Here is a 13,602-nt window from a genome sequence, read left to right on the forward strand (position 1 = left end):
GGGTTACTCCAGGGGTTGGGAATGCAGCGACTGCAGCAGCCGGTAGCGACCGGGCGGCAGGTTTCGTTCCACGGTGATGCGCGGCCCGAACTGGCTGCCCGGCGCGACGATGCGACCGGGCAGGATGATCACGCCGACACCCAGCGCGGCGCCTTCGCCGATCCAGGCGCCGAGCTTGTCGCGCTGGCTGTCGATGACGGTATCGCCGATGTGGACGGCGACCGTTGCACCATCCAGGCGATGGTTGCTGGTGCGCACCAGCGCACCCAGGTAGGCACGGGCATCGACGCGGCTGTCGGCGATGAAGCACTGCGGGCCGATGCAGGCGCCGTCGCCGATCAGTGCGTTCTTCAGTTCACTGGCAAAGCCGATGCGCACGCCATCACCGATGTGCAGCGGTCCGCGCAGCAGCGCGTTGTTGCCGATCAGGCAGTCGCGGCCGATCGATACCGGGCCCTGCAGTTGCGCGCCGTCGCAGATGCGGCTGCTGGCGCCGATCCGCACGTCGCCCCGCACAATCGCACGCGGCGATACCTGTGCACTGGAATCGACGTGGGGTGGCAGCGTCGAAAGCGCGTCGGCCATGGCGGCGAGGTCATTCCACCACATGTGGATACCTGGTCGGTTTGTCGCGCACCGGTTCACGGCCGGTGCACAGCCCGGCCAGGCCATGCATCAGCCAGATCGCGTAGGCGAGCAGCACGTACAGCATCGAGAAGGCGGCGGCGGGTACCAGCCACGCTCGACGATGATGGATCGCACTGATCAGGGCCAGCAGCATGACGATGCCGATCCAGACAAGCGGCATCACCGACAATGCGACGCCACCAGGGCCGTGCAACATGGCCGCGCCGAACCAGACCTGCAGCGTCAGCACAATGCCGGCCAGGGCCAGCAGCATCATCGGAAGGATGCTGAAGAGGCCAAAGCGGGTCAGCAGCAGGCCTCGATGCAGGCGCATGCACACTGCGTAGCCGACGATCCAGCGCCGCCAACGCCGCCATTCCTCCACCAGCGTGTTGCATTCCTGCGGGTAGACAACGCAGCGTATGCTCTGGCGGACTTGATAGCCCTGTGCGACCAACGACCAGGACATGTCCAGGTCCTCCACGCGGGTGCGGTCGGAGAATCCGACCTTGCGTAGTACCGAGGTTCGGAACAGGCCGCATGAGCCGGAGACGATGAACGGTGCGCCGCCCAACCACTGCTGGAAGCTGCGCTTGATCACGATCATCGGCAGCTTCAGGCTGGCACGCACATGTGGCAGGAAGCCTGCACCTTGCAGGCTTGAGGAGGGCACCCCGCCGACCGCATCGGCACCACGTTCGATCTCATCCAGCAGGTGGCCCAGGCCATGGCCTCGCGGATCGAGATGGGTGTCGGCGTCGGTCAGGTATACCTGCTCGGCCGTAGCGTGCCGCAGACCATGCATCAATGCGCCGCCCTTGCCGGTGTTGGTCTGGTGCACGGCCACAAGCCGTCCAGGCCAGCGTTCCTGCAGGGTGTCGAGCACTTGGGCCGTGTTGTCGGTGGAACCATCATTCACGCAGATCACCCGCGCTACGTAGGGGTTCTGCAGCAGGCTGGTCAGCGAGCGCTCCAGGCACGGGGCTTCGTTGTAGGCCGGCACGATCGCATCAACGCTGTGCAGCCGTGTACTGGGGCGGCGTGAGAGCTGCACGCAGAAGCGCACCAAGATGAAGGCACACATGGCCAGGAAGAGCATCGTTTTCATCAGAGCACGAGCCGATAGGGGAGAAAGCCCTCACTGGGGCCGATGCCGATCTGCTGACCGCGGAACTGCGCGTGGCAGCGCAGGTGGTTTTCCTGCATGTAATGACGATCGCCCTGGCTGGCGTGCTCGCGCAATGCGTTGATCTTCAGATCCAGCTGCGCGCTGATTTCCTCGAACACTTGCGGTGCGAATTGCGGCAGCGTGCTGGGGCTTTCATAGCAGAGGATCTGTGGAATGTTGCGGCATGCGATGATCGACGCTTCGTGGACGGTACGATGGTCCTGATGATGATCCTCGGCGCACATCGTGTAGACGCGATGCGGTGCGACAATGGCGCAGACGCGCTCGATTGCCGTGATGATATCGTTTCGATAGACGGGGAATAGCGTGTCCGGAAAATCCTGCTGGATCACTTCGTTCACCCCGAGGCGGCGGAGGGCGCGGTGCGACTCGTCGCTGCGATTGATGCCGGAGTGGCAGCCACGTCCGCCGCAGCTGAGCACGAGCGCATCGATGCGCGCACCCGTGCGCGCGAGCTTGGCAAGGCTTCCGCCGCAGCCGAGTTCGATATCATCGGGGTGAGCGCCGATTGCCAGAATATTCAATGTCATGGCCGAGTCCTGACTGAGTATTGGAGGCACCGTGGAGAAGAGTTCGTCCACCGTGTAAAGACTCGGGAAACTATCGCAGGACCGCGCAGCTGCGTGGGTAGGACAAGGCCCATATCAGTGGAGCAGAGATCACGCCGAGGTGGCGCCTCTTCCTCGCCTGGCACCTGGTTACGGCGACCCATGGCGACGCACGAGGCCCCTCAAAGTGATGCCGCCGCCGATCGGTAGTGTTGTACCTATCGGAGGGAAGTCGCTCGCCAACCCTTGTTGCGATTCGCAGCACAGCAGCAATGCTCTGTGCTCGTGTTCCGCGACATCGCGCAGGGCGCGGCGGGGCTGCTCAGGTATGGGGCAGTGAGAGGGTCAACCGCCGTTGCGCTGCAGCCGGTCATACATCCGCACCAGGTCCACCAGGGTGCGCGCGCCCATCTTGCGCATCACCTGCGCGCGACGCACCTTCACCGTGATCTCGCTGACGCCGAGGTCGCCGGCGATCTGCTTGTTGAGGCGGCCGCGTACCACGCCATCGACCACCTCGCGCTCGCCCGCGTTCAGCGAATCCCAGCGTTGCTGGAGCGCGCCGAGCACGTCGCCCTCGCGGCGGCGCTGGCGGTCGATCTCAATGCCCTTGTGGATGGCATCCAGCAGTTCCTGGTCGCGGAAGGGCTTGGTCAGGAACTCGATGGCCCCGTCCTTGATCGCGTTGACGCCCATCGCGATGTCGCCGTGGCCGGTGATGAACACCACGGGCAGCTGCAGGCCGTGACTGCCCATCGTGCGATGGAACTCCAGCCCACTCTGGCCGGGCATGCGCACGTCCAGCACCAGGCAGGCCGGTGCATCTTCCAGTTCGTGTTCGAGGAACGCCTGGGTGGAAGCGAAGGCGCGCACCTGCAGGCCCATCGAGGCCAGCAGGTCTTCCAGTGCCGCGCGCACCGACGGGTCGTCGTCGATTACGTAGACGATGGGTGCTGGATCAATGGCTGGGGCAGCGGGCTTACGCATGTTGAACGTCCGTGGCGATGGGCAGGTCGAAGACGAAGCAGGCACCGCCGCCTGCTGGCCGTTCGGCGCGGATCTGGCCGTCGTTGGCCTCGATCATCGAACGGCTCAGGCTGAGGCCCAGGCCGAGCCCATGTGATTTGGTGGTCCAGAAGGCATCGAATACACGCTCGGGATGATCGGCGGGCAGGCCGACGCCGCGGTCGCGCACGCTGAGACTGACCCGCTGACCGTCACGTCGGGTCAGCAGCGACAGGCGGCGGTCGGCTGGAGGCACGGCTTCCATTGCGTCCACCGCATTGAGGATCAGGTTGCCGATCACCTGCTGCACCTGAACACGATCGGCCTGCACCGGGGGCAGGTCGGCATCCAGCAGCAGGGCCACGGCCACACCGTGCTGGTCCAGTTCACTGCGTGACAGCGCCAGCATTTCCTCCACCGCCTGGTTCAGGTCGAAGGCGCGCCGTTGCGGTGCCGCGCCCTGTGTGAGTCCGCGGATGCGGGCGATCACGTCACCGGCACGGTGCGCGTCGGCCAGGATGCGGGCCACGGTCTGGCGTGCTTTGTCCACGTTCGGCGGGTCCTGTGCCAGCCAACGCTGGCAGGCCTCGGCACTGCTGGCAATGGCCGCCAGCGGCTGGTTCACTTCATGGGCGATGGAGGTGGTGAGCTCGCCCACGGTGGAAGCGCGCGCTACCCGCAGCAGGCGACCCTGTGCTTCCTGCACGGCGGCCTTGGCCGCTTCCATGTTCAAGGCGAGGTAGGTGGTGATGCCGATCACCAGCATGCCGATCACCGAGTTGACCAGGCCGATGCGGTAGGTGCCGAAGCGGGTCAGGAAGAAGCTCAGCCCGGTGAGTGCGATGCAGGCGACGGCCAGGGTGATGAGCCCGCGCGCGCTCAGCACGCGTGATGCGGCGAGGATGACAGCTGCGTAGAAGCAGGCTGCCGCGACCGCGTAATCGGTGACGGTATCGATCAGGAAGATCGCCGCCATCACGACGATCAGGGCCAGCACGACCAGGGGGCGGCGGGGCGACAGCGATGGCATCGGGGAAGCTCCCGGGCGTGGGCGGAAAGGATAGCAAAGCCGGCATTGGTGGATGCCGGCCTTGGTCGGCGTGCTCCTGCGCGGTGGGTGCCGGCTCCTGGTAGGTGCCGACCGTTGGTCGGCACAGCACTTGAACGGCGGGGCGGTGAGGATTTGTGCCGACCAACGGTCGGCACCCACCAAAGCGATGCACGGTGCGTCCGGAGTTCATGAGGTTGCCGGCCCGCGGCCGGCACTACTCCTCCAGGCTGGCGTTCCAGAACCCCTGCAGTACGCCGGGCGTGGTCGCCAGCGTGGCCAGCACGGCATCGAGCTCACCGGCATCCACCGTGGTGGCATACAGCACCGCTTCGATCTCCACGTCACGCTCGCCGAATGGCCGCTGGTCCACCGCGCGCACCGGGTACTGCGCCTGCTCAAGCAGCAGCAACAACCGGTCCAGTACCTCGGCCTGCTGCTCGCGCTGGCAGACCACGTTGATCGCATAGGTCGCCTCGCTGAACGCTTCCGGCAGCGGCTGCCGCTGGATGCGGTTCACCACCGGCCGCAGCAGGGTGTTGGCGGCCAGCACGAACACTGCCGCCAGCACCGCCTCGGGCAGCAGCTTGATACCGGCACACGCACCTACCGCCGCCGAGCCCCACAGGGTGGCGGCGGTGTTCAGGCCGGACACCTGGGCGCCGTCCTTCATGATCGCACCGGCGCCGAGGAAGCCGACGCCGGAGATCACATAGGCCACCACGTGCAGCGGCGAGGGTGGACCACCGTACAGGTCATGGAAGCGCACCGCCAGATCGACGAACACTGCCGCGCCCACCGCCACCAGCGTGTTGGTGCGCAGGCCTGCGGTGCGCTGGCGCAGCTGCCGCTCCAGGCCGATGACCGTGCCCAGCACGAACGCCACCGACAGGCTGATCAGCGAGCTCAAGGTCGCGCCGGCGTTGAAGGCCGGCAGGTTGGGATTGATGTCCATTGTGTTTCTCCCTGGACAAGCGGCGGGCGTTTACTGCCACCCGTACCGGCGGATGTAGAACTTCTTCAGCGCGGTGGTCAGCACCGCATAGCCGAACAGGATCGCCACCAGGAACGGCCAGTAGCCAGCCGGCAGCGCCTGCAGCTTGAAGTAACCGGCCAACGGGCTCATCGGCAGGGCCACGCCGATGGACATGATCAGGCCGGTCATCAGCAGCAGTGGCGGCGCGGCGATGCTCTGCAGGAACGGTACCTTCGGCGTGCGGATCATGTGCACGATCAGGGTCTGGGTCAGCAGGCCGACCACGAACCAGCCGGACTGGAACAGGCTCTGGTCGCCGGCGGTGCGCGCATCGAACACGTACCACATCAGCGCGAAGCAGGTCAGGTCGAAGATCGAGCTGATCGGCCCGAAGAACACCATGAAGCGGCCGATGTCCGCCGGGTTCCACTTCAGCGGCCTGCGTACCAGTTCCTCGTCCACGTTGTCGAACGGAATGGCGATCTGCGAGATGTCGTACAGCAGGTTCTGCACCAGCAGCTGCAGCGGCAGCATCGGCAGGAACGGCAGGAAGGCGGAGGCCACCAGCACCGAGAACACATTGCCGAAGTTGGAACTGGCGGTCATGCGGATGTACTTCAGCATGTTGTTGAACGTGCGCCGGCCCTGGATGACACCTTCCTCCAGCACCATCAGGTTCTTTTCCAGCAGGATGATGTCAGCCGCCTCCTTGGCGATGTCCACGGCACTGTCCACGCTGATGCCGATATCGGCCGCACGCAGTGCCGGGGCATCGTTGATGCCGTCACCGAGGAAGCCGACCACCTTGCCCTGGGCGCGCAGCTCGCGTACCAGCCGTTCCTTGTGCAGCGGCGTCAGCCGGGCGAACACGCGGTGGTGGTGCAGTGCCCGTGACAATGCGCCATCATCCATGCGCTCGATCTGCGGGCCGGTCAGGATGGTGTCGGCGTCCAGCCCCACCTGCGCGCAGACGCGGGCGGTCACCAGTTCGTTGTCGCCGGTGAACACCTTGACCTCCACGCCATGCGCGGCCAGCGCCTGCAGCGCCTGCGCTGCCGATTCCTTCGGCGGGTCCAGGAAGGCGACGTAGCCGACCAGGGTCAGGCCACATTCGTCGGCCTGCGAATAGGTGGTCTGGCTGGCGGCGGTCTCTTTCATCGCCACCGCCACCACGCGCAGGCCCTGTTCGTTCAGCTCTTCGGTGGTCTGCCGCACGCGGGCCAGGCGATGTTCATCCAGCGGCATGTCCTGGCCGTTCTCGCGCACGGTGCTGCACACCGCCAGCATTTCTTCCACCGCGCCCTTGCAGATCAGCTCATGATGGTCCTCGCGCTCGGACACCACCACCGACATGCGGCGGCGCTCGAAGTCGAACGGGATCTCATCCACCTTGTGGTAGTCCTGCGACAGCCGCAGCGAGCTTTGCAGCTCCACGTGCTCCAGCACCGCACGGTCCAGCAGGTTGATCAGCCCGGTCTGGAAGTGGCTGTTGAGATAGGCGAACTTCAGCACGTCTTCCGAATCGTGGCCGAACACATCGGTATGACGCTCCAGCGCGATCCTGTCCTGGGTGAGGGTGCCGGTCTTGTCGGTGCACAGCACTTCCATCGCGCCGAAGTTCTGGATTGCATCCAGGCGCTTGACGATCACCTTGCGCCGCGACAGCAGCACCGCACCCTTGGCCAGGGTGGAGGTAACGATCATCGGCAGCATTTCCGGCGTCAGGCCCACTGCCACCGACAGTGCGAACAGGAACGCCTCGGTCCAGTCGCCCTTGGTCCAGCCGTTGATCAGCAGCACGAACGGCACCATCACCAGCGCGAAGCGGATCAGCAGCCAGCTGACACTGTTGACGCCGGCCTGGAATGCGGTCGGCGCACGGTCGGTGGCGGTGCTGCGCAGGGCCAGCGTGCCGAAATAGGTGCGGTTGCCGGTGGCCAGCACAACGGCGGTGGCAGTGCCGGACACCACATTGGTGCCCATGAACAGCAGGTTGTGCTGTTCCAGCAGGCCAGCCAGGCCGTCGCCCGGGTGCGCGAACTTCTCCACCGGCAGCGACTCGCCGGTCATCGCGGCCTGTGCCACGAACAGGTCCTTGGCAGTCAGCACGCGGCAGTCGGCCGGAATCATGTCGCCGGCCGACAGCACGATGTGGTCGCCGGGCACCAGTTCGCGGATCGGCAGGTCCAGCAGGCGCGCCGGGCGCCGGCTGTGCAGGTGCGCACCGAAGTACTGGTCGGCCACATCGGCGGCCTCGGTACCGGGATTGCGGCGCAGCACGCGCGCGGTATTGCCGACCAACGCCTTCAGCCGCTCGGCTGCACGGTTCGAGCGGCCCTCCTGCACGAAGCGGATCAGCGTGGACAGCAGCACCATCGTACCGATCACCATGGTGGCCTTGATGTCCTCGGTCAGCCAGGACACCGCCGCCAGCACGGTCAGCAGCAGGTTGAACGGATTGCGGTAGCACTGCCAAAGGTGCCGCCACCACGGCAGCGGCTTTTCGTGATCCACCTCGTTGGGGCCGAGCGTCGCCAGCCGTTCCTCGGCCTCATGCGGGCTGAGGCCATCGGCATGCGACCCCAGCGTGGCCAGCAGCTCGGCTTCCTCCTGCTGGGCCAGGGTGACCAGGCCGGTGGTGAGCGCGAACGGTGCCGCGTCGGCGCTGCCCGGGCCAAACCCGGCTTCGGGCATCGCACGGCGGCGGAACAGGTTGCCTGCGCGACGGCTGCGCAGGAAGGCATTGAACCAGGCGTTGAGCAGGCTCATGGGACTCTCCTCGAATGTCAGAGCCGGCCGGGGCCGGAACACGAACGGAACGGATGCAACCGATCAGGCGTGGCGCATCGCCAGCACCGCCGGCGACCACGGCTGCATGTGCAGGCGCTGGCTGCCGCCGATGCACAGCGGCTTCATCGCATCACGCAGCGGATAGGGCAGATGACGCAGCACGGTGATGCGCTCGCTGATCGGCAGCAGCGACAAGGCGTCGGCCACCACGCGTGGCGACCCGAGTGACAGCGAACGGGCAAACATCACGGGGCCGTGCTGCAGCAGCTGGCTGCGCAGCGCGGCAACATCGCGCTCGCCGATCAGGCGGCGCAGGGTGATGTAGAGGATCTTGTAGGACATGGGGGTGCTCTCCAGGCAAACGGCGCCTGGCGGCCCCCCGTCACTCAGGCAGGCAGGGGCCGGCGGGCAGGCGCCAGGAACAGGCAACAAGCGGTCATCCGGGGCGCGGTGCGCCCGGCAGGGTCGGGGTCCATCTGCGTCTCCATGAGGGGAAGGTGCCGGCCAGGATTGCCCTGGCCAGTGGCGCTATTGTCCGCCCCTGAATGGGACGGGCCTAGAGGCTCGTGGGTTAGCCCGGCTATACCTTGGTATAGCCGGCATGCGCAGCGCCAGTCGAGGGCTCAATGATGGATCAATGCGAAGCGCTGGTCTGCTTGCACACGTCGTACTCGCCGCGGCTCAGCGTCTTGTTGCGGTCGGTGTCGCAGGCGTGCAGTCGTTCGGCCCAGTCCGGTGCCACGGCATCCACCTCGGCCAGCGTGACGATGCCGTCCTTGTCCTTGTCCAGCGATTCGTAGGCAGGGATGAGCCTTACTTCTGTCACGTCCTCGGCGGCGGTGGCCTTGCTGGCCTCCTGCGGATTGGAACAGGCGCCCAGCAGCAGGCCCGCAGATAGCGAGAGAGCGATGGGAAGGCAGCGATAACCGGTCATGGCGTGCTCCTGGGGAAAGGGCGAACCACCGGTGCGGTGGTCACCGCCGGATCTTCTGCGCGGAGCTGTAAGCGGGCTGCGAAGAATGGGGCCGTGGACCGTTGCCGGTGGGTCGCCATTCACCTGGCCGCGCAGCAGCGATTGCGCGGAGTCGACGCTACCCTCGAACGGTGGGATGCCGGCCAGCGGCCGGCACCACCATCTGCTCAGAAACGGTCGGCAAAGGCGTCCGTCGCCCGCACCAGCGCATCCACCGTGGCCGGCTCGTTCGCGCTGTGGCCGGAGGTCACCATCTCCAGCCGGGCTTCCGGCCAGGCCTTGGCCAGATCCCACGCACTGCGCGGCGGGCAGATGATGTCGTAGCGCCCCTGCACGATCACGCAGGGCAGGTGGCGGATGCGATCGATATCGCGCAGCAGCTGGTCCGGCTCCAGGAAGATGCTGTTACGGAAGTAATGCGCTTCAATGCGGGCCTTTGCCAATGTGTCCAGCGGGTCGTCGGTGGATTGCGCATCCACGTCGTGCTGCAGGGTGGCGGCGTTGTCTTCCCAGCCCAGCCAAGCCTGCGCGGCTTCGATGCGGGTCGCTTCATCCGGGCCATCCATGCGCGTCCAGTAGGCCGCGATCATGTCGCCACGCTCGGCTTCCGGTATGTAGGCCTCATAGCGTTCCCAGCGTTCCGGGAAGATCCAGCGCGCACCGCCGTTGGACTCGGCGAACCAGCGGTTCTCGATCTCGCGGCCGAGGAACACGCCACGCACGATCAGGCCGGTGGCGCGTTCGGGATGCGCCTGCGCATAGGCCAGCGACAACGTCGAACCCCATGAGCCGCCGTAGACCAGCCAACGCTCGATGCCCAGGTGCTCACGCACCTTCTCGATATCGGCCACCAGATCCTGCGTGGTGTTGTCGCGCAGTTCGCCGAACGGTGTGGAGCGGCCGCTGCCGCGCTGGTCGATCAGCACGATGCGGTACCGCGCCGGATCGAAGAAGCGGCGGTGGGTGGGCGAGATGCCAGCACCCGGGCCGCCGTGCAGGTACACCACCGGAATGCCCTCTGGCGTGCCGCACTCTTCGATGTGCAGCGTGTGCAGATCGCTCACCTTCAGGGTGAACTCGCGGTACGGCTCGATGGCGGGGTATAGGGTTCGCACGGCGGACGTCTCACAAGCAGGGGCGGCCAGCATAGCGCCCCCGCCTGCTGCCTGCAGCGTCGTGCTCCTGCGCGGCGCTGGAAATGGACTGGCCGATGCGCATAAGCTTCCGCGATGCAAGCGACCACGACCGGGACGTCAACCTTCTTCACCCTCAGCAGCGGCGCGCGCGAGCTGCTGAAGTGGATCGCACTGCTGGCCATGACGGGTGACCACGTGGCCAAGGTGGTCTTCGGCGGCTACGTGCCGGTGGTCAGCGAACTGGGGCGCATCGCCTTCCCGCTGTTCGCGCTGGTGATGGCCTGCAATCTCGCCCAGCCCGGGGCCGACCTGCGCAAGTCGATGCGCCGGCTCGCGCTGTGGGGGCTGATCGCACAGCCATTGCACGCATTCGCGTTTGGTTTCTGGCTGCCGCTCAACATCCTGCTCACCTTTACATTTGCAGCAGTAGCCGTACATGCGCTGGCGAACAATCGGCCGGTGCAGCTGTTGCTGGCTGCCGGCGTGCTGCCGCTGTTCGTGGACTATCAGTGGGCCGGGGTTGGCAGCGTGCTGCTGGCCTGGATCGCGCTCCGGCACCGGGCGTGGTGGCTGTTGCTGGTTGGGCTTGCAGCGGTGTGCTGGGCCAACCACAACGGCTGGGCACTGCTGGCCATTCCGGTAGTGCTGCTGGCGGCGCGGGTGCCGTGGCAGCTGCCGCGCTGGCGGTGGGCGTTCTACGGGTATTACGTGGGGCATCTGGCGGTGCTGGCGTTGGTTGCCCATCTGCTTGTGTAATGGCGGAACTGGCATGTCGAGTGTCTTGAATGCCGGATGCGGTCAAGGAATGCGCGTCGCAGGTGGGGGTGAAGCATGCCGCCATCGGCGTGTGTAGAGTCGAGCCATGCCCGACTCAGCGGGCGAACCGGAGCCGAGCATGGCTCGGCTCTACACGTTCTGGGAAATCCACGCCATGCGTGACCGGCAAAGCGAGCCGAGCATGGCTCGACTCCGCAGGTGATGCATGTCTGGCGTGGAGGCGCCTGCCTCAGAAGTCCATCGTCGCCGACACCAGCACCGTCCTCGGTGCACCCAGCGCCAGGCTCGACAACAACGGCATGCCCCAATACGCCTTGTTGGTCACGTTGTTCACACTGGCTCTCAGCGCAAGCGGTCGACCCGCCACGGTGGTGCTGTAGCGCGCCCCGACATCGAACAACGTGCGGCCCGGCACCGACAGGCTATTGTCGGCACTGATGTACTGCTTCGACATCGCCGTGGCATTGCCGGTCAAGGTCAGGCCCTGCAAGGTCGGTACATCCCATTCCACCCCCAGCTTGGCCTGCCGTTGCGCTACGGCGGTGGCGATGCGTCCCTCATTCACGCCACCGGCCGTGCGGGTCAGTTTCGGCTGCACGTAGGCCACGCCACCGAGCAGGCGCACGCCATCCAGTGGCGTGCCGAAGAAGCCCCATTCCACGCCGCGATTTCGTTGCTCGCCACCGAACGAGAAGATATTCGTGACCGGGTCGGTATAGCTGCTCGGTCGCTTGATTTCATACACACTGAAGGTGTGCGCGAAGCTGCCGAGGTCCAGCTTCAGGCCCAGCTCCTTCTGCCTGGTGCGGAACGGTGCGAACACATCACCGGCATTGGCAGCGGTCATCGGCGCGGTGGCGCCCTGGCTGAGGCCTTCGATGTAGTTGGTGTAGATGGAGACCCTTCCGGTGGCCTTCACCAGCAGCGCCGCTGCCGGCGTGTTGGCGCTCTCGTCGTAGCGCGAGGTGCGCGCACCGCTGGCGACATTGAAGGTCTCACTGACCACCTGCTGGCGGCGCACGCCCAGGGTCAGCTGCACGCGGTCATCGGCGAAGGCGAGGGTGTCGGCGAAACCGAGGCTGTCCAGCCGCAGCTCGGTGTGCGAGATGTGCGGCGCTACGAACGGTGCCGCCGGGCCCCATGCCGGGTTGTACAGATTGGTGGTCCAGTCCCAGCCCGGCACGCTGCGGCGGCCGTAATCGTTCTGGGTGTGCTGGTAGTGGGTCACGTTGGCGGCCCACTGATGGCTGACGCTGCCGGTGTGGAACGAGCCGCGCAGGCCGGCATCTGCGGACTGCTTCTTGATATCGAAGGCGAGCTGGCCGATCACGGTGGTGAAGTCGCCGGCTGGATTGAGGATCTGCGCGCTGATCGAACCATTGTAGCGGTAGTCGGTCTTGCTGATGCCGTAGGCCAGGTAGGCCATCAGGGTGTCATTGATGTCCAGCTCGCCCCGCAGCATCGCGCCCTTGTCCTGGCTGTCCACGTAGGCCCAGTCCGGGTTGATCAGCGTATCGCCACGCGGCGGCCGCGGAATGGCCACGCCCGGTGCCAGACCGACGCCGCGTGCCGGGCCGTCCACGCGGTCATCGGCGCTGTACAGATCGGCCGACAGCCGCGCACGTTCGCCGCGCCAGTCCACTGCCAGTGCGCCGAGCTGCACCTTCCTGCTCTGCTTGCCGACCGCGCCATCACCATCACGGTACGCGCCGTTGAAGCGGATGCCGAACTGCTTGTCCGCGCCCAGGCGACGCCCCGCATCCACATGGGCGCCAAACTGCGCATCGGAGGCGAAGTTGGCACTGACCCGCAGCAGCGGTTGATCGCCGGCACGCTTGGGGACCAGGTTGACGCTGCCACCGACCGAGCCGCCCGGCGGCATGCCGTTGAGCAGCGCGGAGGGGCCTTTCAGCACCTCGATGCGTTCGAACATTTCCGGCGAAGTGCGGTAGTACGGCGCCATGCCGCTGAGGCCATTGAAGGTGGTGTCGCTGGTGTTGGAGGCAAAGCCTCGGATCGCGTAGTTCTCGCTCCACGAACCGGTGACGCCGTTGCTGAACACCGTGGGGTCGGTGGCGGCGATGACGTCGGTGAGGTCCTTGGCCTGGCGGTCGCGGATGAAGGACTCGGTGTAGCTGACCGTATTGAACGGCGTGTCCATGAAGTCCTTGTCGCCGAGCAGGCCGACGCGGCTGCCAGCGGCCACTTGCCCGCCCGCATAGTCTGCAGTGACCCGGCGCTGTTCCTGCACCTGCACCGAGGGCAGGGTGGACGGCGCGGAGTCGGCCAGCGCGGCAAACGAGGCCAGCAGCCCTAGTGCGAGGGCCGACATCCGGTAGCGCCGGGCGATGCCTGGTGGATGCATCAGGCCGGAAGATGCGGCGGCAGCGCGATGCTGCAGAGAAGAGAAGTTGTACACGGTCATGCCAGATTCCTGTGAATCGCAGGCGCGAGCGCGCCTGGCGCGCTGCCGACGGCAAGCACGGGGAGAGGGCGCAGCGCAGGGTTGTTGGCTGGGTGGGGACCTGGCGGA

General features: G+C 66.2%; 12 protein-coding genes. 1 reads left to right on the top strand and 11 read right to left on the bottom strand.

Annotation, left to right across the window (positions count from 1 at the left end; genetic code table 11):
- Positions 1 to 3 precede the first annotated feature (3 nt).
- The 10 genes from AC5P8D_RS03665 to pip form a co-directional block, all read right to left on the bottom strand.
- Positions 4 to 609, bottom strand: coding sequence for an LbetaH domain-containing protein (locus AC5P8D_RS03665; protein WP_159360205.1), 606 nt, complete (start codon positions 607 to 609; stop codon positions 4 to 6).
- Positions 596 to 1,735 carry a glycosyltransferase family 2 protein gene (locus tag AC5P8D_RS03670; protein ID WP_159360204.1) on the bottom strand — a complete coding sequence of 380 codons (1,140 nt, stop codon included), beginning with the start codon at positions 1,733 to 1,735 and terminating at the stop codon, positions 596 to 598. Before AC5P8D_RS03670 ends, AC5P8D_RS03665 begins: the two co-directional genes overlap by 14 nt.
- Entirely contained in the window at positions 1,735 to 2,346 is a 612-nt protein-coding gene (locus tag AC5P8D_RS03675) for a PIG-L deacetylase family protein (RefSeq protein WP_159360203.1), read from the bottom strand. The genes AC5P8D_RS03670 and AC5P8D_RS03675 overlap by 1 nt, the downstream gene beginning before the upstream one ends.
- A gap of 363 nt (positions 2,347 to 2,709) precedes the next feature.
- The gene (locus AC5P8D_RS03680) at positions 2,710 to 3,351 is read right to left on the bottom strand and encodes a response regulator transcription factor (RefSeq protein ID WP_159360202.1); all 642 of its coding nucleotides are present in this window, start codon (positions 3,349 to 3,351) and stop codon (positions 2,710 to 2,712) included.
- The gene (locus AC5P8D_RS03685; protein WP_495203083.1) at positions 3,344 to 4,399 is read right to left on the bottom strand and encodes a sensor histidine kinase; all 1,056 of its coding nucleotides are present in this window, start codon (positions 4,397 to 4,399) and stop codon (positions 3,344 to 3,346) included. The genes AC5P8D_RS03680 and AC5P8D_RS03685 overlap by 8 nt, the downstream gene beginning before the upstream one ends.
- 235 nt (positions 4,400 to 4,634) lie before the next feature.
- Positions 4,635 to 5,372 (bottom strand): MgtC/SapB family protein, encoded by a 738-nt coding sequence (locus AC5P8D_RS03690; protein WP_021202328.1) that lies wholly within the window; start codon positions 5,370 to 5,372, stop codon positions 4,635 to 4,637.
- Between the two features lie 30 nt (positions 5,373 to 5,402).
- A complete protein-coding gene (mgtA, locus tag AC5P8D_RS03695) occupies positions 5,403 to 8,162 on the bottom strand; it encodes a magnesium-translocating P-type ATPase (protein ID WP_495203084.1) in 2,760 nt (919 codons plus the stop codon).
- Positions 8,163 to 8,225: 63 nt separating this feature from the next.
- Positions 8,226 to 8,525: a hypothetical protein gene (locus tag AC5P8D_RS03700; protein WP_005413574.1), complete on the bottom strand. Its 300-nt coding sequence runs from the start codon at positions 8,523 to 8,525 to the stop codon at positions 8,226 to 8,228.
- 292 nt (positions 8,526 to 8,817) lie between these two features.
- Positions 8,818 to 9,117, bottom strand: coding sequence for an EF-hand domain-containing protein (locus AC5P8D_RS03705; RefSeq protein ID WP_019337231.1), 300 nt, complete (start codon positions 9,115 to 9,117; stop codon positions 8,818 to 8,820).
- Positions 9,118 to 9,323: 206 nt separating this feature from the next.
- Complete coding sequence (pip, locus tag AC5P8D_RS03710; protein WP_495203085.1) at positions 9,324 to 10,271, bottom strand: prolyl aminopeptidase; 948 nt, start codon at positions 10,269 to 10,271, stop codon at positions 9,324 to 9,326.
- Positions 10,272 to 10,385: 114 nt separating this feature from the next.
- Here pip and AC5P8D_RS03715 point away from each other — a divergent pair, with 114 nt between their 5' ends.
- Positions 10,386 to 11,048, top strand: coding sequence for a TraX family protein (locus tag AC5P8D_RS03715; protein WP_043396074.1), 663 nt, complete (start codon positions 10,386 to 10,388; stop codon positions 11,046 to 11,048).
- Between the two features lie 250 nt (positions 11,049 to 11,298).
- On the opposite strand, the gene AC5P8D_RS03720 is transcribed toward AC5P8D_RS03715, so the two are convergent.
- Entirely contained in the window at positions 11,299 to 13,494 is a 2,196-nt protein-coding gene (locus AC5P8D_RS03720) for a TonB-dependent receptor (protein WP_224328189.1), read from the bottom strand.
- Positions 13,495 to 13,602 lie beyond the last annotated feature (108 nt).

It is taken from the genome of Stenotrophomonas sp. YJH_SMC_101-4 (genome assembly GCF_059370395.1).

Bases quoted from the DNA above. Each gene is read 5' to 3' on its own strand.
- AC5P8D_RS03665 (WP_159360205.1), bottom strand. From the start codon at position 609: ATGTGGTGGAATGACCTCGCCGCCATGGCCGACGCGCTTTCGACGCTG.
- AC5P8D_RS03670 (WP_159360204.1), bottom strand. From the start codon at position 1,735: ATGAAAACGATGCTCTTCCTGGCCATGTGTGCCTTCATCTTGGTGCGC.
- AC5P8D_RS03675 (WP_159360203.1), bottom strand. From the start codon at position 2,346: ATGACATTGAATATTCTGGCAATCGGCGCTCACCCCGATGATATCGAA.
- AC5P8D_RS03680 (WP_159360202.1), bottom strand. From the start codon at position 3,351: ATGCGTAAGCCCGCTGCCCCAGCCATTGATCCAGCACCCATCGTCTAC.
- AC5P8D_RS03685 (WP_495203083.1), bottom strand. From the start codon at position 4,399: ATGCCATCGCTGTCGCCCCGCCGCCCCCTGGTCGTGCTGGCCCTGATC.
- AC5P8D_RS03690 (WP_021202328.1), bottom strand. From the start codon at position 5,372: ATGGACATCAATCCCAACCTGCCGGCCTTCAACGCCGGCGCGACCTTG.
- mgtA (WP_495203084.1), bottom strand. From the start codon at position 8,162: ATGAGCCTGCTCAACGCCTGGTTCAATGCCTTCCTGCGCAGCCGTCGC.
- AC5P8D_RS03700 (WP_005413574.1), bottom strand. From the start codon at position 8,525: ATGTCCTACAAGATCCTCTACATCACCCTGCGCCGCCTGATCGGCGAG.
- AC5P8D_RS03705 (WP_019337231.1), bottom strand. From the start codon at position 9,117: ATGACCGGTTATCGCTGCCTTCCCATCGCTCTCTCGCTATCTGCGGGC.
- AC5P8D_RS03715 (WP_043396074.1), top strand. From the start codon at position 10,386: ATGCAAGCGACCACGACCGGGACGTCAACCTTCTTCACCCTCAGCAGC.
- AC5P8D_RS03720 (WP_224328189.1), bottom strand. From the start codon at position 13,494: ATGACCGTGTACAACTTCTCTTCTCTGCAGCATCGCGCTGCCGCCGCA.